The organism is Marinobacter sp. (genome assembly GCF_014859525.1).
Lineage (GTDB): Bacteria > Pseudomonadota > Gammaproteobacteria > Pseudomonadales > Oleiphilaceae > Marinobacter.
The window spans coordinates 1-24828 of sequence record NZ_JACUUB010000014.1 but is presented as its reverse complement, the minus strand read 5'-3'; the positions used below and the strand labels follow the sequence as shown (position 1 = coordinate 24828).

The 24828-nt window shown below is 57.0% G+C and carries 25 protein-coding genes; 14 read left to right on the top strand and 11 right to left on the bottom strand.

The genetic code is table 11. The annotated features are described in order from the left end of the window. The first annotated feature begins 8 nt into the window (after nucleotides 1-8). The 5 genes from hflX to IBX51_RS05355 all read left to right on the top strand — a co-directional run bounded on the left by hflX (nucleotide 9) and on the right by IBX51_RS05355 (nucleotide 6189). Nucleotides 9-1310, top strand: coding sequence for a ribosome rescue GTPase HflX (hflX, locus tag IBX51_RS05375; protein ID WP_291829494.1), 1302 nt, complete (start codon nucleotides 9-11; stop codon nucleotides 1308-1310). 78 nt (nucleotides 1311-1388) lie between these two features. Next, a complete protein-coding gene (hflK, locus tag IBX51_RS05370; RefSeq protein ID WP_291829451.1) occupies nucleotides 1389-2585 on the top strand; it encodes an FtsH protease activity modulator HflK in 1197 nt (398 codons plus the stop codon). Between the two features lies 1 nt (nucleotide 2586). Next, nucleotides 2587-3462, top strand: a complete 876-nt coding sequence (hflC, locus tag IBX51_RS05365) for a protease modulator HflC (RefSeq protein ID WP_291829448.1) — start codon at nucleotides 2587-2589, stop codon at nucleotides 3460-3462. A 174-nt stretch (nucleotides 3463-3636) separates the two neighbouring features. Beyond that, nucleotides 3637-4818, top strand: a complete 1182-nt coding sequence (locus IBX51_RS05360) for an ATP phosphoribosyltransferase regulatory subunit (protein ID WP_291829446.1) — start codon at nucleotides 3637-3639, stop codon at nucleotides 4816-4818. Between the two features lie 75 nt (nucleotides 4819-4893). Next, a complete protein-coding gene (locus tag IBX51_RS05355) occupies nucleotides 4894-6189 on the top strand; it encodes an adenylosuccinate synthase (RefSeq protein WP_291829443.1) in 1296 nt (431 codons plus the stop codon). Between the two features lie 86 nt (nucleotides 6190-6275). On the opposite strand, the gene cmoB is transcribed toward IBX51_RS05355, so the two are convergent. Genes cmoB through IBX51_RS05330 form a run of 5 tightly spaced genes read right to left on the bottom strand, consistent with a single transcriptional unit; the run spans nucleotide 6276 to nucleotide 9865 of the window. Continuing rightward, a complete protein-coding gene (cmoB, locus tag IBX51_RS05350) occupies nucleotides 6276-7268 on the bottom strand; it encodes a tRNA 5-methoxyuridine(34)/uridine 5-oxyacetic acid(34) synthase CmoB (protein ID WP_291829441.1) in 993 nt (330 codons plus the stop codon). 20 nt (nucleotides 7269-7288) lie between these two features. Further along, entirely contained in the window at nucleotides 7289-8047 is a 759-nt protein-coding gene (gene cmoA, locus IBX51_RS05345; protein ID WP_291829439.1) for a carboxy-S-adenosyl-L-methionine synthase CmoA, read from the bottom strand. Then, on the bottom strand, nucleotides 8040-8396 hold the full coding sequence (locus IBX51_RS05340; RefSeq protein WP_291829437.1) for a kinase: 357 nt from the start codon (nucleotides 8394-8396) through the stop codon (nucleotides 8040-8042). The genes cmoA and IBX51_RS05340 overlap by 8 nt, the downstream gene beginning before the upstream one ends. Before the next feature lie 21 nt (nucleotides 8397-8417). Further along, complete coding sequence (locus IBX51_RS05335) at nucleotides 8418-9437, bottom strand: serine/threonine protein kinase (protein WP_291829435.1); 1020 nt, start codon at nucleotides 9435-9437, stop codon at nucleotides 8418-8420. A gap of 5 nt (nucleotides 9438-9442) precedes the next feature. Then, entirely contained in the window at nucleotides 9443-9865 is a 423-nt protein-coding gene (locus tag IBX51_RS05330) for a hypothetical protein (protein ID WP_291829433.1), read from the bottom strand. 124 nt (nucleotides 9866-9989) lie between these two features. Between IBX51_RS05330 and IBX51_RS05325 the strand changes: the two genes are divergently transcribed. Then, on the top strand, nucleotides 9990-11105 hold the full coding sequence (locus tag IBX51_RS05325) for an NAD(P)/FAD-dependent oxidoreductase (protein ID WP_291829432.1): 1116 nt from the start codon (nucleotides 9990-9992) through the stop codon (nucleotides 11103-11105). On the opposite strand, the gene IBX51_RS05320 is transcribed toward IBX51_RS05325, so the two are convergent. Next, a complete protein-coding gene (locus tag IBX51_RS05320) occupies nucleotides 11102-11830 on the bottom strand; it encodes a ComF family protein (RefSeq protein WP_291829430.1) in 729 nt (242 codons plus the stop codon). The two genes, IBX51_RS05325 and IBX51_RS05320, sit on opposite strands and share 4 nt — an antisense overlap. A 51-nt stretch (nucleotides 11831-11881) precedes the next feature. Between IBX51_RS05320 and bioB the strand changes: the two genes are divergently transcribed. The 8 genes from bioB (at nucleotide 11882) to IBX51_RS05280 (ending at nucleotide 20857) form a co-directional block, all read left to right on the top strand. Next, on the top strand, nucleotides 11882-12940 hold the full coding sequence (gene bioB / locus IBX51_RS05315) for a biotin synthase BioB (protein WP_291829427.1): 1059 nt from the start codon (nucleotides 11882-11884) through the stop codon (nucleotides 12938-12940). Between the two features lie 180 nt (nucleotides 12941-13120). Continuing rightward, entirely contained in the window at nucleotides 13121-14308 is a 1188-nt protein-coding gene (gene bioF / locus IBX51_RS05310; RefSeq protein ID WP_291829426.1) for an 8-amino-7-oxononanoate synthase, read from the top strand. Further along, complete coding sequence (gene bioC, locus IBX51_RS05305) at nucleotides 14305-15132, top strand: malonyl-ACP O-methyltransferase BioC (RefSeq protein WP_291829424.1); 828 nt, start codon at nucleotides 14305-14307, stop codon at nucleotides 15130-15132. Before bioF ends, bioC begins: the two co-directional genes overlap by 4 nt. 14 nt (nucleotides 15133-15146) lie before the next feature. Then, the gene (gene bioD / locus IBX51_RS05300; protein ID WP_291829422.1) at nucleotides 15147-15851 is read left to right on the top strand and encodes a dethiobiotin synthase; all 705 of its coding nucleotides are present in this window, start codon (nucleotides 15147-15149) and stop codon (nucleotides 15849-15851) included. 50 nt (nucleotides 15852-15901) lie between these two features. Continuing rightward, the gene (locus tag IBX51_RS05295; RefSeq protein WP_291829420.1) at nucleotides 15902-16147 is read left to right on the top strand and encodes a flagellar basal body rod C-terminal domain-containing protein; all 246 of its coding nucleotides are present in this window, start codon (nucleotides 15902-15904) and stop codon (nucleotides 16145-16147) included. A 17-nt stretch (nucleotides 16148-16164) separates the two neighbouring features. Then, nucleotides 16165-16800, top strand: coding sequence for a putative metalloprotease CJM1_0395 family protein (locus IBX51_RS05290; RefSeq protein WP_291829418.1), 636 nt, complete (start codon nucleotides 16165-16167; stop codon nucleotides 16798-16800). Nucleotides 16801-17033: 233 nt separating this feature from the next. Then, complete coding sequence (locus IBX51_RS05285) at nucleotides 17034-18833, top strand: acyl-CoA dehydrogenase C-terminal domain-containing protein (protein ID WP_291829417.1); 1800 nt, start codon at nucleotides 17034-17036, stop codon at nucleotides 18831-18833. A gap of 233 nt (nucleotides 18834-19066) precedes the next feature. After that, nucleotides 19067-20857, top strand: a complete 1791-nt coding sequence (locus IBX51_RS05280) for an acyl-CoA dehydrogenase C-terminal domain-containing protein (protein WP_291829415.1) — start codon at nucleotides 19067-19069, stop codon at nucleotides 20855-20857. A 133-nt stretch (nucleotides 20858-20990) separates the two neighbouring features. Here the strand turns inward: IBX51_RS05280 and IBX51_RS05275 are convergent, their stop codons facing one another. The 5 genes from IBX51_RS05275 to IBX51_RS05255 all read right to left on the bottom strand — a co-directional run. Continuing rightward, nucleotides 20991-21626, bottom strand: a complete 636-nt coding sequence (locus tag IBX51_RS05275) for an endonuclease (protein ID WP_291829413.1) — start codon at nucleotides 21624-21626, stop codon at nucleotides 20991-20993. Nucleotides 21627-21816: 190 nt separating this feature from the next. Next, the gene (locus IBX51_RS05270) at nucleotides 21817-22080 is read right to left on the bottom strand and encodes a hypothetical protein (RefSeq protein WP_291829411.1); all 264 of its coding nucleotides are present in this window, start codon (nucleotides 22078-22080) and stop codon (nucleotides 21817-21819) included. Nucleotides 22081-22197: 117 nt separating this feature from the next. Beyond that, on the bottom strand, nucleotides 22198-23211 hold the full coding sequence (gene holA, locus IBX51_RS05265; RefSeq protein ID WP_291829409.1) for a DNA polymerase III subunit delta: 1014 nt from the start codon (nucleotides 23209-23211) through the stop codon (nucleotides 22198-22200). After that, entirely contained in the window at nucleotides 23208-23786 is a 579-nt protein-coding gene (lptE, locus tag IBX51_RS05260; RefSeq protein WP_291829408.1) for an LPS assembly lipoprotein LptE, read from the bottom strand. The genes holA and lptE overlap by 4 nt, the downstream gene beginning before the upstream one ends. A gap of 1 nt (nucleotide 23787) precedes the next feature. Further along, a partial coding sequence (locus tag IBX51_RS05255) for a class I tRNA ligase family protein (protein ID WP_291829405.1) occupies nucleotides 23788-24828 on the bottom strand: 1041 nt, incomplete at its 5' end.

The following is a 24828-nucleotide window of genomic DNA, read 5'->3' as shown; positions in this document are numbered from 1 at the left end:
CTTGATATATCTTGTTTGAACGTCCTGACGTTGGAGAACGGGCAGTTCTCGTACACATAGATTTTACCGCCCACGATGATGTTGAAGACCCCGGTGAGTTCCGGGAGCTGGTGACGTCGGCCGGTGTTGAGCCGATGACCATGGTGACCGGTTCGCGCAAGCAGCCAAACCCAAAGTTGTTTGTAGGTGATGGCAAACTTGACGAAATTCGGGATGCTGTAGCGGCCTATGAAGCCGATGTGGTTCTGTTCAATCACGCCCTGAAACCAAGTCAGGAGCGAAACATTGAACGGGAGCTCCAGTGCCGGGTGTTGGATCGCACCGGAGTCATTCTTGATATCTTTGCCCAGCGGGCCAGAACTCACGAGGGTAAGTTGCAGGTTGAGCTGGCCCAGCTTGAACACATGTCTACCCGACTGATTCGTGGCTGGACCCACCTTGAACGCCAGAAAGGCGGTATTGGCCTGCGCGGCCCGGGTGAAACCCAGCTAGAGACCGATCGCCGTCTGCTCAGAGAGCGCATCAAGTCCATTCACAAACGTCTCGAGAAGGTCCGTAAGCAACGTGATCAGGGGCGCAGGGCGCGAAAGCGGGCGGATATTCCCACCTTGTCACTGGTCGGCTATACCAACGCCGGAAAGTCTACATTATTCAACCGAATGACCACCGCCAGCGTATATGCTGCTGATCAGTTGTTTGCCACGCTGGATCCAACGTTGCGCAGGCTGGAACTTCCGGACATAGGACCGGTCGTAGTGGCCGACACCGTGGGCTTTATTCGGCACCTGCCCCACAAGCTGGTTGAGGCGTTCCGGGCAACCCTTGAGGAGACCACGCAGGCAACGCTTTTGCTGCATGTGATCGACAGTCACGACGCGCGCCGTGACGACAACATTGAACAAGTGGAAAGTGTGCTCACGGAAATCGGCGCAGACGAAATTCCCATGTTGCAGGTGTTCAACAAGATTGATTTGCTGGACGGGTTTGAGCCGCGCATAGACCGAAACGAAGAAGGTGTTCCGGTTCGTGCCTGGGTGTCGGCAGTGACCGGGCAGGGACTTGAGTTATTGTTCGATGCCGTTGTGGAGCGCCTGGCAGAGGACGTGGTGCATCACTTCGTACTGCTGGGGCCGTCAGACGGCAAATTGAGAGCACTGTTGCACGAAGCGGGCTCGGTGATTAGTGAGGAGCACCGGGAAACCGGTGATTCTGTGTTGGAGGTGCGGCTGCAAAACCGCGACTGGTTACAGTTGCTGAGCCGTGCTGGAGTAGCCGCTGAATCGATCCGATTGGAAGATCGTTCAGTTTGAATACCTCAAACTGTTGCCGGGGCCTTGATAAATCCCTAGTATTTGCAGCCATTCGATAATATATGAACGGAGAGAACTATGGCCTGGAATGAACCGGGTGGAAACCGCAACGACAACGACCCCTGGGGAACCGGTGGCGGTCGTCGCGGCAATGATCAGGGGCCGCCAGATTTGGACGAGGCGCTGAAAAAAGGGCTTGATAAGCTAAACCGGATGCTCGGGGGTAAAGGCGGCAAGTCTGGCAAATCTGGCGGAGGAAGCAGTTCTGGCGGAAGTGCGGGTGGCTTTGGTGCCATTCTCGCGATCGCTGCCATTCTTGTTGTCGGGTACGTTGTGGTTCAATCGTTCTACACCGTAGACGAACAGGAGCGCGCCGTTGTGCTGCGTTTCGGTGAGTTTAGCACCACTGAAAATCCAGGTTTGCGTTTCAAGGTGCCTCTGATTGACCGCGTTTACAAGGTTGGTGTAACCAATGTTCGTACTGCGCAATCCAGTGGCCAGATGCTGACCATGGATGAAAATCTGGTGACCGTGGACTTGCAGGTCCAGTACCGGGTGGGCGACGCCCGTGATTATGTGCTGAATGTCCGGGATTCCAACGAAGCACTGGCATATGCCACCGACAGTGCGCTGCGTCATGAAGTGGGCAGTTCATCCCTGGATGAAGTGCTGACCGAAGGCCGGGCGGAACTTGGTGTCAGGGTTGAGCAACGCTTGCAGAGCTTCTTGCGCGACTACGGTACCGGCCTTGAAATCGTCCGGGTCAACGTCGAGAGCACCCAGCCGCCATCGGCTGTACAAGATGCGTTCCGTGAAGTTCAGCGGGCCCGTGAAGACGAGCAGCGTCTGAAAGAAGAAGCTGAAACTTACCGTAACCGGATCGTACCTGAAGCCCGTGGTCAGGCTCAGCGGATGATCGAAGAGGCTAACGCCTATCTGTCTGAAGTCGTCGAACGTGCACGTGGTGAAAGCGCTCGTTTCACCCAACTGCTGGAGGTCTATCAAATTGCCCCCGCGGTCACTCGCGAGCGTATGTACATCCAGACAGTCGAGCAGGTGCTGGCGAACAGCAGCAAGATCTTTATCGATACCGAAAGCAGCAGCAACATGATGTACCTGCCGCTCGACCGGCTGATGCAGGGTACCAGTGGCTCAGCCAGTGGCACCGGATCATCTGGTGGCAGAACCAGCCAGGCCGAGATTGGCACTCTGGCCGATCAGGTTCTGCAGGAGTTGCGCACGCGTCAGGACAACAACATTCGGAGGAGCAGATAATATGGGACCCAAAGCTGTAGTGGGCCTTGCAGGCGCTCTGATTGTTGTCCTGCTTGTGCTGTCGAGCGTGTATATTATCCCGGAAACCCATCGCGGCGTGAAACTGCGCTTCGGTGAGCTTGTGCAGACCGATATTCAGGCTGGCCTTCACTTCAAGGCCCCGGTTATCGACCAGGTGCGTGAGTTTGACGTTCGGGTTCTAACCATGGATCTTCCTTCCCGTCAGTACCTGACGGTCGAGAAGAAACCGCTGGATGTGGATTCATACGTTGCATGGCGTATCCGTGACGTCGACCAATACTACCGTGCGACCGGTGGCGACGAGTTTCGCGCTCGGTCGTTGCTCCAGTCTCGCGTAGACAACGGTCTGCGTGACGCGTTCGGTATTCGTACCATGCATGAAGTGGTTTCGGGTCAGCGTGATGAGCTGATGCACACCTTGCGTGACCTTACGAACGAAACCGTTGGCGACGAATTCGGGATTGAAATCCTCGACATTCGGGTTAAGGGTATCGAGCTTCCCGGGCAGGTGAGTGAAAACGTTTTCCGCCGCATGGCGACAGAGCGTGAAAAACTAGCCCAGGAATTCCGTTCGCGCGGTCAGGAGCTGGCTGAAGGCATCCGGGCAGACGCCGATCGTCAGCAGGTTGTCGTTTTGGCGAACGCCTTTGCGGAAGCGGAGCAAACCCGTGGTCAAGGTGACCGTCAGGCGGCTGAAATTTACGCCAACGCCTATGGTTCCGACCAGGAGTTCTACAGTTTCTACCGTAGTCTGCAGGCGTACCGTAATACCTTTGCGGGTAAGGATGACATCATGGTTATCGACTCAGACAGCGCATTCATGCGGTTCCTGAAGGACCCGATGGGCGCGAACTGATCCCTCGCGAAGATCAAAAACCGGAATACCTTGGTATTCCGGTTTTTTTGTGCCTGTCAAAGGTGTAGAATTTTGCGGGTTTTGCGTCGGGCTTTTTCATGCCCGGGCATCCTAAATCCTGAGTCATTCCCCCGGTTATTTGGCCGGCGCGGGAAAAACGGACGACAGAATCTCATGACTGTATCTGATCGCTGGTTACTGCCTGACGGGGTGGAAGACATTCTGCCGCCGCTGGCCGGACAGATCGAATCCCTTAGGCGGGATGTAATGGATACTTGCCAACGCTGGGGCTACCAGCTGGTGATTCCGCCACTGATTGAATATCTCGAATCACTCTTCACTGGCACGGGTCACGATCTGGAGCTGCAGACCTTCAAGCTGACCGATCAGTTGACCGGCCGCATGATGGGCCTGCGCGCGGATATGACGCCCCAGGCTGCCCGGATTGATGCCCATACACTTGGCCAGGAGGGTGTTACCCGCCTGTGTTATGCCGGGCACGTGCTGCATACGCGTCCGCGCCATATGCTGACTGGCCGTACGCCCATTCAGGCCGGTTGTGAACTGTTCGGCAGTGCATCCGAAGCCGCCGACCTGGAAGTCATCAGCCTGATGCTGGCGGCCCTGAGGGTAGCCGGTTTGCGCCGGGTCCACCTTGATCTTGCCCATGTCTCGATATACGAAAGCCTGATCAATGAAGCCGGATTTGACCGTGACACCGAAGCCGCCGTATTCGATGCCATGGCCCGTAAGTCTGTGCCGGAGCTGGACGCTCTGCTTGGTACTTGTCCTGCAGGTTCCGCCGGTGCCCGATTGCGGGAATTGGCGCGGGTCAGCGGTGGCGTTGAGGCATTGGCGACCGCACGCGAGATTCTCGGCGGCGCCTCGAGTGCGCTGGATGCGGCTCTGGAACAACTGGGCCGGGTAGCCGATATGTTGGCCCGGGATTTTCCGGAAGTGGATTTGGGTTTCGACTTCTGTGAGTTGCGCGGTTACAACTACCACACCGGTCTGGTTTTTGCGGCCTACGTACCGGGGCACGGTGATGCGATTGGCAAAGGTGGTCGGTATGACGCCATTGGCAGCGATTTCGGTCGTGCTCGTCCGGCGACCGGTTTTAGCCTGGACATCCGCGCGCTGGTAACCTTGGGAGAAAGGCCGTCCAAGCGATCTGGTGCCATTTGGGCGCCTGCAGTCGATGATTCATCCCTCGAAGGGGTGATTTCCGGCTTACGAATGACCGAGACGGTGGTGCGTGCCCTTCCGGACGATGCTGGTGTAGACCCGGCCGATCGGGGTTGTGACCGCCAGTTGTGCCAGCAGGATGGCAAATGGGTTGTCGAAACGCTGGTTTGACCCGCCGGGCGACTGTTTTTTCGATTTAAATTTGCAGGATTTGAGCCTTCGGCTCGTCTGAATTGAGAGAGAATCATGGGTAAAAACGTTGTTGTGCTGGGTACCCAGTGGGGTGATGAAGGCAAGGGCAAAATTGTTGACCTTCTGACAGACAAAGTGTCTGCAGTGGTCCGTTTTCAGGGCGGTCATAATGCCGGCCATACGCTGGTGATTGAAGGCAAAAAAACGGCTTTGCACCTGATTCCCTCAGGCATCCTGCGCAAGAACGTGCACTGCCTGATCGGCAACGGCGTGGTGCTCTCTCCTGAGGCGCTTCTGAAAGAGGTCCGCGAACTCGAGGCCAATGGTGTTGCGGTGCGTGATCGCCTGAAAATCAGCCTGGCCTGCCCGATTATCCTGCGCACTCATGTTCGTATTGACCAGGCTCGCGAGCGCGCCAAAGGTAACGACAAGATCGGTACGACCGGTCGCGGTATCGGACCGGCTTATGAGGACAAGGTGTCCCGTCGGGGTGTTCGCCTGGGCGATCTGTACAACATGGCCAGTTTTGAAATCAAGCTGCGGGAGATCATGTCGTACCACAACTTTGTACTGACTGAATATTTCAAGGAAGAACCGGAAGACATCGACGCTGCGTTGGCCGAGCTGAAGCTGATGAGCGAAGAAATTCTGCCCATGGCGGCTGATGTGACCGATATCCTTCACGACTACCGCAAGCGTGGTGAACACATCCTGTTTGAAGGAGCGCAAGGCTCGTTGCTAGACATCGATCTGGGCACCTATCCTTTCGTGACTTCCTCCAATACCACCGCGGGTGGCACGGCCACCGGCTCCGGTTTTGGCCCGTTGTATCTGGACTACGTGCTGGGTATCACCAAGGCTTACACCACCCGGGTAGGCTCAGGTCCGTTCCCCACGGAACTGTTTGATGAAATGGGCCAGCATCTGGCGATCAAAGGCAATGAAGTGGGCACGACCACTGGCCGATCGCGCCGCTGCGGGTGGTTTGATGCGGTCGCCCTGCGCCACGCTATTCAGATCAACAGCGTGTCTGGTATTTGCCTGACCAAGTTGGATGTTCTGGATGGACTGGAAACCGTTAAGGTCTGTGTGGGCTACAAAACCCCGAAGGGCGAGATTACACGCCCTCCGATTGGTTGCGACAGCTATAACGACATCGAACCGGTTTACCAGGAACTGCCAGGCTGGAGCGAGAGCACCGTGGGCCTGACCAAGGTCGAGCAGTTGCCGGAGAACGCGAAGGCTTACATCCGTTTTCTGGAAGAGCAAATCGAAGCGCCGATTGATATTATCTCCACCGGCCCTGACCGGGTTGAGACGATCACCCTGCGTCATCCGTTCGGAGAGTAATCTCCGGCACAAAAAAAACCGCCTGCGGCCTGCGCCTCAGGCGGTTTTTTTTGTGTACGGGCATCACTCGATCGGTAAGGCGTGAGTCAGGGCTTTTCTGCGATGATGGTCGCCCGTTTTGGCCCGGGATAGCCTTCGATAGTTTTGCTCGGGTCCTTCGGATCAAGAAAGTCCGCCAGTGAGTTAAAGCGCATCCAGTCGGTTTGCCGTTGTTCCTCGGTGGTGGTTGTGCTGACGTCAACCACGCGGACGTTACGAAACCCTGCTCGATCCATCCACCTTAACAGAGTGGGGCAGCTGGGCATGAACCAGACATTGCGCATCTGACCGTAGCGGTCTTCAGGCATAAGGCTGTGGCCTTCAGGCCCATCGACCACCAGTGTTTCCAGCACCAGTTCACCGCCGCGCCGAAGAGTGCCTTTTAGCTCCAGCAGATGATCCAGCGGTGATCGACGATGGTAGAGCACGCCCATAGAGAAGGTAGTATCGAAGCTCTCCAGATTCTCTGGCAGGTCTTCCATCTTAACCGGTATCAGGTCCACCGGAACCGCGCCCAGGTATTTTTTGACGGCCAGAAACTGGAACATGAACAGTAGGCCCGGATCAATTCCGACCACCCGTTTGGCGCCTGCGCCGGCCATGCGCCAACAGTGATAGCCGGAGCCGCAGCCAACGTCCAGAATGGTGCGGTCGTTCAGGTCGGCCAGGTGCGGAGAAACCCGATCCCATTTCCAGTCTGAGCGCCACTCGGTGTCTATAACAGTGTCGAAGAAGTTGAACGGCCCTTTGCGCCAGGGCATCAATCCGCGCAGGCCTTGCTGCAGGTGATCGTTCTGATCGCCTGTCAAAGCATCGGGCGCGGTCAAGGTCACGGCCGGGCGATCGAGCGCTGCGGATGCACCGTCGATCAGCGGTAGAGACGCCAGGGCTGCCTGCCAGCGGCCCACATCGCCATGGGGGTGGTCCTCAAACCGATGAGTCAGCTGCCGGGTGAGCAGATCGGCCCAACGGCTTTGATCGGATTGTTGCAGGTGCGTGATGAACGGGGTGAAGTGTTGTCGCCAGTCAAAAAATGCCATGGGTCTGTCGTGTCCTGGAATCAGCGGTTTTTGATCGCCAGTATGGAAACAAAATTAAAGCACTGGTACCAGACCAGCACCTGATCGAAACCGGCTTCAAGCAGGCGTTCTCGGTGTTCTGTCAGAGTCTCAGGAATCAGGACTTTTTCAATCGCTGCGCGTTTCTGGCTGATTTCCAGGTCAGAATAGCCGTTGGCTCGTTTGAACTCATGGTGCAGGCGGGTCTGGATCTCTTGCTCGTGGTCAGACTCAAAACGGATTTTCTCCGACAGAATCAGGGCACCACCCGGGAGTGTCGCGTTGGCGATTCGGGTGAGCAGATTCAGCCGGTGTTCTGGTGGTACAAATTGCAGGGTGAAGTTCAGCGTGGTTACCGACGCGCGGCTCAGCTCGGTTTCCAGAAGATCTTCACAGCGCAGAATGACCGGAAGCTCGTGATCGTCCAGGGCTATGTAATGCTCACAGCGTTCAATCATGGCTCTGGAATTGTCAACGCCCACCAGTGTGCAATCGGAGTAAGGGATGCCATGGCGCATGGCCAGGGTAGAAGCGCCCAGCGAGCAGCCAAGATCGTAACAATGGGAGCCAGGCTGCACATGCTGCTCGGTGATCACCTCGATCATTGGAATAATCGTGGTGTAGCCAGGGACCGAGCGGCGGATCATGTCCGGAAAGACACGGGCGACGGAGGCGTCAAACCGAAAGTCCTCTGGATTGCGTTCGGTGGCAAAGAGCCGGTCTGTTATCTGCTCCGGTGGCTTGCCTTTGCCCTCAGTCATCGCTGCCCTCGGAGGCCGGGCCCATCTCGGTGGGGGCTGGGCGCTGGCACCTGATTCCACGATTTTTGTAATCGACGAGTATGCCGCGGAACGACGGGTCAACGTCAGCGGCGATGGCCAGATAGCCATTTTCGCAGACGGCGTGCAGCTCCGATGATTTGCGAGACATGCGGAAGCCTTCGCCGGGCTGGACATGAATGGCTTTGAAATCACCGACCGGCACATGATCCTTGTGTTCGGTGTGATCAATGCGACCGCTGAACTCCAGCGCCAATACCGTGACAATGATGGTCGCGATGCCGGTAGCAATAAGGCTTCGGATGGTGTAGCGGGCTTCGTTATCGCTCATGGGTACCTCTTGTCAAAAAGTTTAAAACTGCCCGGGCAGGCTGATTGCGGGTTCTTGTAGGGCGCTCAACTGCTCACGCAGAGCCAGGATTTGGTCGGACCAGTACCGAGGTTGCGCAAACCAGGGGAAAAAGCGGGGGAAAGCCGGGTCTTCCCAGCGCCGCGCCAGCCAGGCGCAATGGGCAATCTGGCGGTAGCAGCGCAGCGGCTCAATCAGATGGCGCTCACGGCGGTTGAAGTCCCGGAACATTTCATAGCCTTCCAGCAGTTCGCCCAGTTGATGACCTTTCTCGACCGATTCGCCGTTCAGTAACAGCCACATATCCTGCACGGCCGGGCCGGTGCGGCAATCATCCAGGTCGACAAACAGCATGGTCTCATCCCGGCACAGAATGTTGCCGGCGTGGCAATCACCGTGAATTCTCAGGGTCTCGACCTCGCCGGCATCAGTCATGCGTTGCTGGCACCCGGCAATCAGGTCGGGAATCAGGCTGTCCCAGGCCGGGCGCAGGTCATTGGGAATCCAGCCGCCAGTGACCAGCAGTTCGTTGTGTTTGATGATGCCGTCAATCAAATCAAACCCGGGCCGGTGTTCAAAGGGGCTGCGAGATCCAAAGTTGTGCATCTGGCCGAGCCATTGGCCAAGGCGGTACAGGGTGTCGGTCACGCTGGTATCGGGGGCCTGGCCACCACGTTGGGGGAAGACCGCAAACAGGAAATCCTTGTGCTGTCCCAGCGAATCGCCACCAGGCATGACCAGCGGCGCGATGACCGGGATGTCAGCTTGTTGAAGCTCAAGGGAAAATGCATGCTCTTCCCGAATGGCGGCCTCAGACCAGCGCCCGGGACGGTAGAACTTGGCAATGACCGGCGGGCTGTCTTCCAGGCCTATCTGGTAAACCCGGTTCTCATAGCTGTTCAGGGCAAATAATCGTCCGCTTACGTCAAAGCCCGCCTCTTCAAGGGCGTCCAGAATGACTTCAGGCGTCAGCGAATCGTAGGGGTGGGTTGATGATGTCAGGTTAGAAGGCTCATGTTGCATAGAGTTCAGAAGGCCGTGTCGTATCTCGATTTCATGAATTGCAGGTGGTACCAGTTTTCGTCCAGTTCCCACCGAATACGTTCAATGCCGGGTGCTGCCAGCACTACATCCCCGGCCCGGGCCTGAACCTGCGCCAGTTCACGCTCAGCCTTCTGCCAGTCCCGATGCGTATCGGCGAGGTGTCGCATGCTCGGGAAAACCGCAGACACTGCCTGCTGTGTTGATACCGAATGGGATCGGAGCGAGCTGATCACTGCAGTGCCTCCCTCAACCCGAAGTACCCGGTGTTGGTAGGGGTAGCTGGCGACCGATGTGTCGGCCATGAGCTGATTGTTCAGGCTGATCACCTCAAAGCCTCGCCAGCCAATCCAGCTGACAAACAGCGCGGCAACCACCATAACCGTTATGAACTGCTTCCTGTCTGACATAACCCAAGCTCCCTGCATCCTGTTGCGCTCCTGTAAAGTATAACGGTTCTGAGGGTGCAGGTAATGCAGTCAGGGCTTATCTAGGGTAATTTCCCGGTTTGGCAGGAATAAATGGTCAGATATCGTGAGTAAAGAAAGCTACAGCGTGCAAACGGTGGTGATTGGTGCGGGTGTGATTGGCCTGGCCATCGGTCGTGAACTGGCCAGATCCGGCCGGGAGGTGCTGGTACTTGAAGCCGGGCCGCGGTTCGGCGAAGGGATCTCTGCTCGTAACAGCGAAGTGATTCACGCTGGCCTGTATTATCCCGAAGGTTCGCTCAAGGCCAGGCTCTGTGTGCGCGGTCGTCACTTGCTGTACGACTACTGCGCGAGTCACAAAGTCAGCCATCAAAAGTGTGGTAAATGGATTGTTGCGACCGACCAGGCTCAGGTTGATCAGATCGAGAACATTTGGCAGCAAGCTGAACGTAATGGCGTCGCCCTGGAACCTGCCGATGCCAGGGCACTCCGCCAGCGGGTTCCTGGAGTAAATGCGACTGGCGGCCTGTGGTCGGCCGAGACCGGCATCATTGATAGTCACGGACTGATGCTGTCTTTGTTGGGTGAGCTGGAGGATGCCGGTGGCACGCTGGTGCTCAACAGCCCTGTCTTGCAGGGGGAATCTACCGAACGTGGCCACCGGCTAAGCCTGGCGGGTGCGTCGGCGGTTGTGCTGGAGGCGCAGGAGGTCATTAACGCCGCAGCCCTCGGCGCTCCGGCACTGGCCGGCAACTGGCTGGGCCTGCCGGATTTTGCCAGGCCTGATCAGTGGCTGGCACGGGGCGTCTATTTCAGTTATAGCGGTAAACACCCCTTCAATACATTGATCTATCCACTGCCGGAATCCGGGGGCCTGGGTGTGCATCTGACTCTGGATCTGGCCGGTCAGGCCCGTTTTGGCCCGGATGTGGAGTGGATAAGTGAAGAGGATTACACGGTAAACCCTGAGCGGGTTCACGCTTTTGCCGATAGTATCAGGAAGTGGTGGCCGCGCCTTGATCCGTCCCGGCTAAATCCCGCCTATGCGGGCATCCGGCCAAAGCTGACCGGGCCTGAGGGGGCGTTCTTCGATTTTCGAATCGACGGCCCTGCACAACACGGTATGGCCGGTCTGGTTAATCTGTTTGGCATTGAATCGCCAGGGTTGACGTCATGTCTGGCTCTGGCCGGGCATGTCCGGTCGATGCTGGATGACGGTTAACCGGGCGTTCGGGCAAGTGCCCATACCTGAATGTCACGGGCGCCGGCTTCAGCCAGTGCGCGGCTGAGCACCCGAACCGTCGCGCCGGTTGTGACCACGTCATCAATAATAGCAACCCGCTCGGGCATGGCTTCACATACTTGAAACACGTCGGCCAGATTGGCCAGCCGGCCTGCCCGGGATAGCCCTCGCTGGGTGCTCGCTCTACGCTTTCGTCGAACAGCGTGCGCCGCTACCGGGATGTCCAGCCGGGTGCCAACAAATTCTGCAATGTCTTGAGCCTGATTGAAGCCCCGCTGCCATCTTCGCAGCCAATGCATGGGCGCAGGGATAAGTAAATCTGGCCGATCCTCGGGCTGCAGTTGCTGTGCCAGAAATTCACTGAAATCGGTCAGTAGTGGCCGCGCAAACTTGCGATGACCGTGGTACTTGTAACGGCGAATCATGCCGTCGACCGGAAACTGGTAGCGCCAGGGGATCAAAGATCTGGTAAAGGGTGGAGGCGCAGTCTGGCATTCGCCGCAGCGCATGTTAGGCAGAGCAAAGGCAAGGGGTAGGGCGCACGTGTGGCAGTGCCAGCGGTTGATGGGCAAATCGCCCCGGCAACCCAGGCAAAGGCCCTGAAGGCTGTGCGGCGAGAGGCAGGTCACGCAGCGACCGCCTTTGTTGGCGCTGTTAACCTTTCGTTTAATGAAGGTTGACAGAGAATTCAGTCCGTTTATCATCTCGGTTTATCCGTAAACCAAAAACCTCGCGAAGGTTAACAGGACTTTGCCATGACCGCCACAGCACTGCGTCACGACTGGACACTTCAGGAAGCCAGGGATCTGTTTAACCTTCCCTTCAATGATCTTTTGTTTCGGGCTCAAACGATTCACCGTGAGCATTTTGATCCGAATGAAGTACAGGTCAGCACTCTGTTGTCCATCAAGACCGGTGCCTGCCCGGAGGACTGCAAGTATTGCCCTCAGAGCGGCCATTACAACACCGGTCTGGAGAAGGAAAAGCTGCTGGAAATTGAGAAGGTGGTGGCGGAAGCCCGCGCAGCGAAAGACAAAGGTGCGTCGCGGTTCTGTATGGGCGCTGCCTGGCGCAGTCCTTCAAAAAAGGATATGCCGTACGTGCTGGACATGGTCAAGCAGGTGAAGTCGCTGGGCATGGAAACCTGTATGACTCTGGGCATGCTGAAGGAAGAGGACGCGCAAGAGTTGGCAAGCGCCGGGCTTGATTACTACAACCACAATCTGGACACCTCGGAGAAGTATTATAGCCACATCATCACCACACGCACCTATCAGGATCGTCTGGATACTCTGGATAACGTGCGTAAGGCGGGTATGAAGGTGTGCTGTGGCGGCATTATGGGCATGGGCGAAGACGAAGATGACCGGGTGGGTCTGTTGGTGCAGCTGGCCAATCTGCCGCAGCATCCGGAGAGTGTGCCGGTGAATATGCTGGTGAAGGTTAAGGGTACGCCACTTGAGAATGTTGAGGACCTGGAACCGTTTGATTTCATCCGGACGCTGGCGGTGGCTCGGATTATGATGCCGGCGTCTCATGTGCGATTGTCTGCCGGGCGGGAGCAGATGAACGAGCAGATGCAGGCTTTGTGTTTCTTCGCCGGGGCCAATTCGATTTTCTATGGCGAGAAGCTGCTGACCACGTCGAACCCGGAAGCGGATGCGGATATGCAGTTGTTTGCCAAGCTGGGTATTCGGCCTGAGCAGCGGGAGCAGTGTGCGACCGAGGCTCAGGAAGAGGAAGTGCTGGCAGACGCCGTCGAGTATGAGGCGACCAAGCATATGTTCTATGACGCCACTCGAGAATCAGCCTGATCGTGTAAAGGGTGCATGTGGAGACCGAGGCGTGCCTTCCAGGACACGCTACGAGCACATCCATGTGCGCTTGTTTCGGGCCGTCCTTGGCCCTCAACAGTCCTGGAAGGCACGCCTCGGCCTCCACGCCAACGCAGGCAGGGTTTTCAGGTACCATTGATCGGGTAGCCGGTGTTTCAAATGCGCGATTTTGCCCACGAAATTGAACAACGGAAACAGGCCGGCCTCTACCGGACCCGTCGGCTGGTATCCGGCCCCCAGCAGCCGGAGCTGATCGCGGATGGCAAGCCGCTGTTGTCGTTCTGCAGTAATGATTATCTCGGCCTCGCCAATCACCCAGACAATATCGACGCCCTGACCCATGCCCTGCCGGAAACCGGGCTTGGCGGTGCGGCGTCGCATCTCGTCTGTGGTCACCATCAGTCCCATCACCAATTGGAGCAGCGCCTGGCGGACTTTACCCGGCGCAGTGCGGCGTTGTTTTTCTCCACCGGGTACATGGCCAATATGGGTGTGATTTCGGCGCTGGCGGGGCGTGGGGATACGATTTTTTCTGACCGGCTTAATCATGCTTCGATTATTGATGGCTGCATTCTGAGCCGGGCGCGCGTTCGGCGTTACGCCCATGGCGACGTTGCTGCGTTAGAGTCGATGCTGGCGGAGACCTCGGGCCACAAATTGGTGGTGACAGACGGGGTGTTCAGTATGGATGGCGATGTGGCGCCGCTGAAGGCATTGGCTCGGGTCTGCAAAGCCCATGACGCGCTGCTGGTGGTGGATGATGCCCACGGTGTCGGGGTGTGTGGTCCGCAGGGCCGGGGCAGTGTTCTGGAGGCCGGTTTGTCGGAAGACGACGTGCCGGTGTTGATTGGTACCCTGGGTAAGGCGGTGGGTACCAGTGGTGCGTTTGTGGCCGGGCCTGCGGTGTTGATGGATTATCTGGTGCAGAAGGCCCGAACCTATATTTATACCACGGCAATGCCGCCTGCATTGGCGGCGGCGACCTGTGTGAGTCTGGACCTTATTGAGGCCGAGGAGTCGCGGCGCGAGCATTTGCGTGAGTTGATTGCTCGTTTTCGTGCCGGAGCCGAGCAGCTTGGCTATGAGCTGATGCCATCCCAGTCGCCGATTCAGCCGATCATGGTGGGTGGCAATCAGGAGGCGCTGGCGCTGAGCCAGGCTCTTGAACAGCATGGGATTCTGGTGACCGCGATCCGGCCGCCGACCGTACCGGCAGGTGAAGCAAGATTGAGAGTGACGTTGAGCGCTGCCCATACTTGTGAGCAGGTGGATCAGCTGCTGGTGGCTCTGGCGCAAAGTCGGGAATTGCTTTCGGGTAGAGAGTTTCCGCCGGTGGCATTGGCATGAGTGTGTTTGAGGACCTGATGGCGATCAATGGTGCAGAAGGTGGCACAGGGTCCAAGCAGTCTATTGCCCGGGGCTTTGGCGGCGCTTCCTGTACTTACGACAGCGCATCCCGCTTGCAAAAAAGTATGGGCGACACGATGTTGGCGCGCATTCCGGCTGAGCTAAACCACGGCATTGTGCTTGACCTGGGTTGCGGTACAGGCTGGTTTACTCGCAAGCTTGCGGAAAGGTATCCGGATGCTGGGATCACCGGCGCCGATCTGGCACCGGGAATGCTGGCTCAGGCTAAAACCGCAGGCTCAGATGCGGTGACTTGGCTCAACGCTGACGCCGAGCAATTACCGTTGGCGGATCAGAGTGTTGATCTGATTTTCAGTAACCTGATGATTCAGTGGAGTCCACGCCCCGAAGTTGTTCTTGCAGAGTGCCGGAGAGTGATGAAACCCGGTGGTTTTTTGGCTGTTTCTACCTTGCTGGATGGCACCTTGCGGGAGCTCAAGCAGGCTTGGGCAAAGGCCGATCCGGGGCAGGCTCATGTTAACCGGTTCGTCACACACAAACATTGGCGAGCTCTGACGGCAGATACTCTGCCCGGTTCAGGGCTTGAGGAGGGCGTTATCGTGTTGCCCTATGACTCGCCAATGGCACTGAATCGGGAGCTCAAGCATCTGGGAGCGGTGTTCAAGGGCGAGGAAAGGCGTCGGACGGTAACGGCGCCGGGCCGTTTTCGGGCGATGTGCCGGGCCTATCCTCATGGCGGTGATCACCAATACCTGGCGACTTACAAAGCGGGCTGGTTGTATTGGTGCAAGCCTGCACCTTGAACAGGACGACTGAGATGGCAAAGAAAACGTTTTTCGTGACCGGCACTGACACTGGCGTGGGCAAAACCATTGCCGCTGCGGCGATTCTGGAGGCGGCAAAAGCCGCGGGTAAGCGCACCATCGCTATGAAACCGATTGCCTCGGGCTGCGACAAAACCGACGAAGGGCTGCGAAATGAAGACGCATTGATGCTGCAGGCTGCTATCACCGAAGAGCTCGCTTACGATTCGATTAACCCGATTGCCTTCGAGCCGGCCATCGCCCCCCATGTGGCCGCGCAACAGGCCGGTAAGAGTCTCAGTGCCCAACGCCTCATCGGCTTTTGTCGCGGTCTCCAGATTCGCCCGGCGGACCTAATGTTGATTGAGGGTGCGGGTGGCTGGCGAGTCCCCCTGAACGATCGGGAAACCTATTCTGCGGTCCCCCGAGAGCTGGGGCTGGATGTGATTCTGGTGGTACCTCTCAAGCTGGGCTGCATTAACCACGCGATGCTCACTGCCGAAGCCATTCGCGCCGATGGCCTGTTTCTGGCCGGTTGGGTTGCCAATCACCCCCAATCCGAATCCATGGACTGCGAGCAGGAAACCCTGAACTACCTCAGTACACACCTGGGTGCGGCGTGTCTTGGCGTGTTGCCCTGGATAGACTCCACGGCAACAGACCGGTTACCCGGGAGCTTGGCTCCGTTCCTCAATATCAAGCCTTTGATTGAAATTTGACCAGGTTTGTGAGTAAATAGAGTCAATGTTTTGTCATGGGAAGCTTCGGCATGATTAACAACAGCCTGTCTGTGGGTGTGCAAGGCATCCAGAGCGGTATGGCCGGTATCGAAAATGCCGCCAAAAAAATTGCCCGGGGTGGTGTTGATGGTCCGCAGGGCACAGCCGCTGGCGTTGGCAATTTGGCTGAGCCGATGATTGACATGATTTTGTACGAGCGCAGCGTTGAAGCCTCTGCCCAAGTGGTCAAAACGGCCGATGAAACCCTCGGTACTCTGCTGGACATCCGCGCCTGAGCGGCCTCGCTGGCACCGTGAACGTTTCTTCCTCTATTCCTGCAATTTTTCCTGTCGTCTCGGGGGCTTCACCCACCGTTTCCAGTACGGTTTCCTCTGCGGAGGACGCCGCGCCAGAGACAGGCTTCGCCGACAACCAGGACAAGGATGCCCGCTCGAACCCTCAAGGGCTTGACGAAGCGCAACTCAAGCAGCTCGCGGAACTCAAGGCGAGGGACCGTGAAGTCCGGGCCCATGAAGCAGCGCACCAGGCTGTTGGCGGGCAATACGCCGGAGCCATGTCATTCACCTTTCAGCGGGGGCCTGACGGTGCCCAGTACGCGGTAGGTGGTGAAGTGCCCATCGACGTTGCGCCGGTGGCCGGTGACCCTCAAGCAACCATCGAAAAAATGCGCATTGTGCGTGCTGCAGCCATGGCGCCAGCGCAACCTTCGGCACAGGACCGGGCAGTGGCTGCTCAGGCCATGCAAACCATGTTGCAGGCACAGTCTGAACTGGCGGCCGGCGACGATAACGAACAATCGGATTCGCCAGCGGCCGGGTCTGACCCGGTCGGGCAGACCGCCAGTGGCCGGCAGGCCAGCGAACTCTACCAGAGTGTCTTCGCGATGCAGAACGATGCTTCCGGTGCGATCACGTCCGTGTTTGCCTGAGCGCCCCTGTTCCTCAGCGTTACCAGGCTGTTGCAGCGTCTTTTCCCCTCTGTTGAATACACTTCGCTACACAATTTTTAATCAAGGCTATTGACAATTCTGTGCTGCAAAACGTATGTTTCAAACAAGTGTTTAATTAAGGCTGTGATGCAGTGCATCATGGTGTCTGAGCAAACCCAAGGCCAAAGGCTGACATTAAGCGTCAGCCGAGACCGAGAACCGAGGTGGAACCAATGCCTGATTACAAAGCGCCCCTGCGTGATATCAAGTTTGTAATGACCGAGCTGCTGAACAGCGAGCAGCACTACGCCAATCTGGAAGGTGCCGAAGATGCCACTCCGGATATGGTGGATGCCATTATCCAGGAAGGTGCAAAGTTCTGTGAGCAGGTATTGTCTCCACTGAACCGTGTGGGTGATATCGAAGGTTGTGTCTGGAGCCAAGATGGCGTCAAGACCCCGACCGGCTTCAAAGAAGCTTACCAGCAGTACGTAGACGGCGGATGGCCGTCCATGACCGCCGATCCCAATTACGGTGGCCAGGGCCTGCCAAGCTCTCTGGGCCTGGTTATGAGTGAGATGGTTGGTACCTGTAACTGGTCTTTCGGTATGTATCCTGGCCTTAGCCACGGTGCCACCAACACCATCGAAGAGCATGGTACCGAAGAGCAGAAGCAGACCTACCTGACCAAGCTGATCAGCGGTGAGTGGACCGGCACTATGTGTCTGACCGAGCCGCACTGTGGTTCTGACCTCGGCACCCTGCGCACAAAAGCTGAGCCAAGCGCTGATGGCACCTACGCGATTACCGGCACCAAGATCTTCATCTCGGCCGGTGAACACGACATGGCCGACAACATCGTTCATATCGTTCTGGCTCGTTTGCCGGGCGCGCCCGAAGGCACCAAGGGTATTTCTCTGTTCATCGTTCCCAAGTGTCTGCCGAACGAAGACGGATCTGCGGGTGAGCGCAATGCCGTTACTTGCGGCTCGATCGAGCACAAGATGGGTATCCATGGCAACGCCACCTGCGTAATGAACTTCGACGGCGCCAAGGGCTGGCTGATCGGGCCTGAGAACAAAGGCCTGAACTGCATGTTCACGTTCATGAACGTTGCCCGTATCGGTACTGCGATTCAGGGTCTGGGTGCGGCCGAGCTTGGCTTCCAGGGCTCTCTGACCTACGCCAAAGACCGTCTGGCCATGCGTTCGCTGAGCGGCGCCAAGAACCCGGAAGGCATCGCGGATCCGATCATCGTTCACCCGGACGTGCGTCGTATGCTGCTGACCCAGAAGGCGGTTGCCGAAGGCGCCCGTGCTCTGATCTACCTGACGGCTCAGCAGGCTGACGTTGTTCAGCGCGGAAAAACTCCGGAAGAACGCAAAGCGGCCGACGAAGCCCTGGGCTTCCTGACCCCGATCGCCAAAGCGTTCCTGACCGAGATCGGCTACGAAGCGGCTAACCTCGGCATGCAGGTATACGGCGGCCACGGTTTCATTGCCGAGTGGGGCATGGAGCAAAACGTACGTGACGCCCGTATCGGCATGATCTACGAAGGCACCACCGGCATTCAGGCGCTGGATCTGCTGGGCCGTAAGGTTCTGATGACCCAGGGTGAGTCGTTGAAAGGCTTCACCAAGCAGGTGCACGTGTTCTGCAAAGAAAACGCAGATAACGAGCAACTGAAAGAGTTCATCGAGCCGCTGGCTGCGATCAACAAAGAGTGGGGCGACCTGACCATGAAGATCGGTATGACTGCCATGAAGGACCGCGAAGAAGTCGGTGCCGCTGCAGTTGACTACCTGATGTACTCTGGTTACGCCGTATTTGCTTACCTGTGGGCTCGCATGGCCAAGGTAGCGCTGGACAAGATGGTAGAGGGCACCTCGGAAGAGATGTTCTACAACGCCAAGGTCCAGACAGCTCGCTTCTACTTCAAGCGTCTGTTGCCGCGCACCAAGACCCACGCAGAAACCATGCTGGCAGGTTCTGCTAGCCTTCTGGACATGCCAGAAGAAGCCTTCGCCATCTAAGGCGGGGGTTGCTATCTGCCAGATGGCACAGAAAAAGCCCGTGCTCCATCAGGAGGCGGGCTTTTTTCATGAGTCGGTGGCGTGTTTTGAGGTAGAATAGCGCGCCACAGAACAACAACCTTGTTTCGGACACATAGCCGAGCGGGTGGACATAAACCGGCCTTCATCGTTCAGGAAGGCACTTGTCGGATAGTCCCCCCAAAGAGACTGACTGAATTTCTGGAGAGTTTTACATGGCTGATTATCAGGCACCCCTTCGTGACATGCGTTTCGTACTCAACGAAGTGTTTGATGCACCCTCAATTTGGGCGTCACTGCCCAAGATTGCAGACAACGTAGATCCGGAAACAGCGGATGCGATTCTGGAAGAAGCCGGCAAAATTACCGGTGGCGTCCTGGCTCCGCTCAACCGTGAAGCCGATGAGCAGGGCTGTAAGTGGAATAACGGCGATGTCACCAGTCCGGAAGGCTTCAAAGAAGCCTACCAGACCATCGTTGAAGGTGGCTGGAACGGTCTGGGCGGTAACCCCGACTTCGGCGGCATGGGCATGCCGAAAACCCTGGTGGCCCAGTTTGAAGAAATGATGCAAGGCGCCAACATGGCCTTCGGTTTGGCCCCGATGCTCACCGCTGGTGCCTGCCTGGCTCTGGATGCCCACGGCAGCCAGGAACTGAAAGAGAAATACTTGCCCAACATGTATTCTGGTGTCTGGTCCGGCGCTATGGATCTGACCGAGCCGCACGCAGGTACCGACCTGGGCATTATCCGTACCAAGGCCGAGCCCAACGATGACGGTTCTTTCAACGTAACCGGCACTAAAATCTTCATCACCTGGGGCGAGCACGACCTGGCGGAAAACATTATTCACCTGGTACTGGCGAAACTGCCAGATGCACCGAAAGGCCCCAAGGGCATTTCCTTGTTCCTGGTGCCCAAGTTTATGGTGAACGACGACGGGTCCCTGGGTGAGCGTAACAGCTTCAGCTGCGGTTCCATCGAGAAGAAAATGGGCATTAAAGCCTCCGCTACCTGCGTGATGAACTTCGACGGCGCCAAAGGCTGGTTGGTTGGTGAAGAAAACAAAGGCCTGGCCGCCATGTTCACCATGATGAACTATGAGCGACTGGGCGTTGGCATTCAGGGCATCGGTGCGGCGGAAGCCTCGCTGCAAAATGCCCGCGAGTACGCCAACGACCGCATCCAGAGCCGCGCGCCCACTGGCGCCCAGCAGCCTGAGAAGGCCGCAGACCCGATCCTGGTTCACCCGGACGTGCGTCGTATGCTGCTGACCATGAAAAGCTACGTTGAAGGTGGCAGAACGTTCTCCACTTACGTTGCCCAGTGGCTGGATATTTCCAAGTACGCTGAAGACGATGAGCGCCGTCAGCACGCTGAAGGTATGGTTGCGTTGCTGACGCCCGTGGCCAAAGCCTTCCTGACCGACCGCGGTCTGGAAACCACCATCATCGGTCAGCAGGTCTTCGGTGGTCACGGTTTTATTCGGGAATGGGGTCAGGAGCAGTTGGTGCGTGACTGCCGCATCACCCAGATCTACGAGGGCACCAACGGCATCCAGGCGATGGACCTGATGGGCCGTAAGGTTGTTGGTAGTCAGGGCAAGTTCTACGAACTGTTCGCGCAAGACGTCGCCAGGTTTATCGAAGAAAACAGCGGCGAGGCAGCCCTCAAGCCCTATCTGGAGCCGCTGGCAGCTGCCCTGGAGCGCTTGTCTGATGTCACTGAGCACGTGATTAACCAAGCTGGTGACAGCCCCAACGCCATCGGTGCTGCGGCTGTCGATTACCTCGACATGTTCGGCTACACCGCCCTGGCATTCATGTGGGCCAAGTCGGTCAAAGCGGCTGCACCGAAAGCCGAAGGTGACACCTCAGGCTTCTACACTGGCAAGCTGAAAACTGCACGCTTCTATTTCGATCGTCTGTTGCCAAAGACCGTGTCTCTGGCCGAAGGCATTCGGAGCGGAAGCGAGTCGATGATGGCTCTGGCGGCCAACGAAATCTGATCAGCTTTCGTTAATTCGCTCACCAAAAAAGCAGGCCAGAATGGCCTGCTTTTTTTGTTTAAGGGCAACTCAAAAGTTAGCGCGGGAAAGCTGTATCTGCATTCCCGCTTGCACCGTAGGTCAGATCAATAGCTTAAAACCGATCCATCAACCCTGGATTGGTCACAAACGGATTCTCATTACCCTGCAGTTCGGCTATCTCGCGATGCCGGGTAAGCTCTTTGTCATCGGGTGGGTCGAGTTCATTCCAGCTTTGAAACACCGACGTTGCCCCAATCCAGGGAAGCCCGTAAGTATCAACCATATACGCGACAGTACGAGCGACATCGCCCTTTACCTGCTCAGGGGGCTCGAAAAACTGCGCACTCTCACGTATGCCACATTCATCACTCCTGACCGAATGGCCCAGATCCTCGTAGCGAACGCTCCGGCGTCGCATCTCGACCCGCGTTCGTACCGGTACGATATTATGAAGATCAGAACTGATCTGGCGGTAGCGGTTATCTTGCAAGCACTGCCTTGATGTGCCGCAATCCAGTGCAGTACGGACGTCTGACAATGGGTAAACATACCCATCGGTCATCACGAAACCCTTACTGGTAAAGGGCGTGTCACAGAAAAAGGAACTGCCACCGTCAGCGTAGAGGTTGCCCCAGAACTGGTCACGAACAACCGTTTCAGGATCACTGAAGCGAATGTTCTGGCCAATCACCAGGCTTGTTGACAGGGCAAGTGCAAGGGTTATCGGAACAGCAATTATTTTTTTCATAAGACCGTTTTACCTCACATCGTATGCCAAAGGCCGTGGCCACCGCGACGAGCGGTTGATGGCAAAATGAACAGCCCGACAAAAGTATGACGACCTGTTCACTCTTTAATGTGAAGTATGGCACAGCGGTAGCGCAAGTTGAGCCCCTGTGCCAGTCTTTCCTGTAGGAAATTGTTAACTGGTTAACAATTTATTTCAGTTTGTTTCGGATGTTCTGATAGCCCGTCTTCACCTCTTCGCCCAGTTTTCGAGCTGTTTCGCGGGCTTCCTGACTGGCATCTTCAGCATCATGGATGACCTGATCGAGCTTCTGACGAACCTTGCCCCATTCTTGCTCCAGGTCATCCCATTCGTCTTTCACATCTTCCTTGGCAAGGTGCAACTGAACCTTTGCTTCATCGCGGTACTGCTTGATTTTTTCGGACAGTTTTTTGAAATCGTCTTGCAGGTTCATAGCGAATCTCCTTCCCTGATACAGTGATTTGGAAAGGCTACAATGCGCCTAATTGTAAAAAAGTGTCAAGAAGTGGGCGGGGTCGGGCTGCTTGATCTGATCGGATATTGATTCAGGTCAGCTGAGACGGGCGCCTGCCAACACAAGGGACAGGTCTCTGAGGTGGTGCCAGGGCGACAAATCGTCAAAACCCTTTGCTGAACGATCAGTTGTATTGCAAAGGCTGATGGCCTGGTGCAGTTGCGTCAGGTTCAAGCGCCGAGCTGCTTGCTGGATGGCTGACGCGCGACGGGGTTGAAATACCCCGCGCTTTTTAAGGAAAGCCGAGGGGTTTTCACCGTGAGGCAGCGCGGATTGCAGCTCGATAATGAGATGAATATCCCGTACCAGAACACTCAGCAGGCCCAGTGGGTTTTCACCCTCTTGTTGCAGTATGCCGATGATCTTTCCGGCATGGGCTGCCTTGCCGGAGAGCAATTCCGAGACCAGTTCAAAACCGTTAAAACGGGCGCTGTCCTGAACCGCCTGCTCAATGGTTTCTTCGTTAATGGTCTTGCCATCGGTGAGCAGTGCCAGTCGATCCAGCTCTTGGCTGGCGGCCAGAAGATTGCCCTCCAGTCGCTCAACCAGCATGGCCAGGGCACCCCGGGTCAGGCTCAGGCCCTGATTACTGGCGCGCTGCTGGAGCCAGCCTGAAAATTTTTCGGGCTCTACCGGCCAGATCGGCACATGAACACCGGTGCCCTGAAGCTCCTTGTACCATTTGCGTTTGGTTTCGGCCGCATCCAGCCTCGCACTGATCAGCAAGAGAATCACATCTTCTGGTGGCGCCTGTAACAGCTGCTCCATAACTTTACGCCCGTCGCCCAGTTTACCGCTGGGCAGGTGGATTTCGATGCGGCGCTTCTCCGCGAACAGCGACAGGGCGTTACATTCGTCCGCGACGGCGTTCCAGCTCAACTGGTTGTCAGCGTGATAGGTGATTCGATCCTGATAACCCGCCTCGCGGGCCGCTTTTCGAATCTGATCACAGCACTCCTGGACCAGCAGGGGCTCATCACCGGAGACAAGGTACACCGGCGCCAAGCCTTTCTTCAGTAGCTGAGGGAGCTGGCCAGGTTGGGTTTTCATGGTGACTCTTCGGTGCCCTGGCTGGCTGAATGCGACTCAATGGCAGCCTCTATGCGCTCACGGGTCATTGGAGCCAGTCGGAAGATAACCTGTTGAGCCAGACGGTTCCCCAGTTGCTGGCGGAGCTCTTCCTCTTCCCGCTGTTTGGCGAGCACATTGGTTTCGTCAAAACGATAGGTCTCACTGGCGCTCAGGTCGGTTGCAGCGATAAGCGGAACCCGGTTGGCGGTGAACAGTTCGATGGTAACGGTATGGCGCAGAAGGTACTCGGCAGCAGCCGCCTGGGCAGTTATGGCTGAGGCCCGGCGATCCTGCTGATAGTTCCGCAGGCGCAACACATAATCAGCTTGGGCCGGATCCTGGAGCTCAATGCCACCCAGTGTCAGCTGGTCGCGTACCGATTGGCAGAACCGCCCGGGCAAAGCGTCGGGGCAATCCACGGCCAGCGGCTGCAACGCGGTCGGCACCGGCGAAGTGCCCCGTAACTGAAAACCGCACCCCGTGAACGTGATCACGGCCAGTACCGTTACCAACGGAACACGAAGTACTTTCAGTAACGAGGCCGCCCGGGGCATATCAGTTAGCCACCACGTTCACCAGTTTGCCGGGAACCACGATCACCTTCCGTACGGTTTTGCCATCAGTAAAGCGCATGACGTTTTCGTTCTCCAAGGCCAGTTTTTCCAGGTCGTCTTTCCCGATGTCAGCCGGGACGCTCTCTTTGGCCCGCACCTTGCCATTGACCTGAAGTACGACCTCAATTTCACTGCGCACCATGGCGCTTTCGTCTGCCACTGGCCACTGTGCATCAACGACCAGCTCGGTATGCCCCAGCGCATGCCAGAGGTTGTGACAAATATGAGGCACGATCGGTGACAGTACCAACACTGCCACGTCCAGCGCTTCCTGGCGAACGGCGCGCGTTTGCGGCTCGTCGTCGGCCAGTTTGCTGACGTCGTTCAGCAGTTCCATGACCGCTGCAATGGACGTGTTGAAGGTCAGGCGGCGGCTGATATCGTCACTGACTTTGGCAATGGTTTCGTGGGTTTTGCGGCGCAGGCCCCTCTGGCTGTCGGTCAAGTTGCTGACGTCCAGAGTCGGGACATCGCCACTGGTCGTGTGTTCATTCACAAGACGCCAGAGCCGTTTCAGAAAGCGATGAGCCCCTTCCACACCGCTGTCTGACCACTCCAGAGACTGCTCCGGTGGCGCGGCAAACATCATGAACAGACGCACGGTATCGGCGCCGTGTTGGTCTATGATGGACTGCGGGTCGATACCGTTGTTCTTGGATTTGGACATCTTGGTGACGCCGCCAATCTCAACCGGCTGGTTATCGGTGTTCAGTACGGCTCGGATAACCTGGCCTTTGGCATCACGCTCAACGGTTACGTCGGCCGGGTTAAACCAGGTCTTGCCGCCGTTGTCTTCGTTGCGGTAATAGGTTTCGGCCAGCACCATGCCTTGGCATAACAGGCGGTTGAAGGGCTCGGAGCTGTCCACCAGGCCGACATCCCGCAGCAACTTGTGGAAGAACCTGGCGTAGAGCAAGTGCAGAATCGCGTGCTCGATACCGCCGATGTACTGATCGACTGGCAGCCAATAATTGGCGGCTGC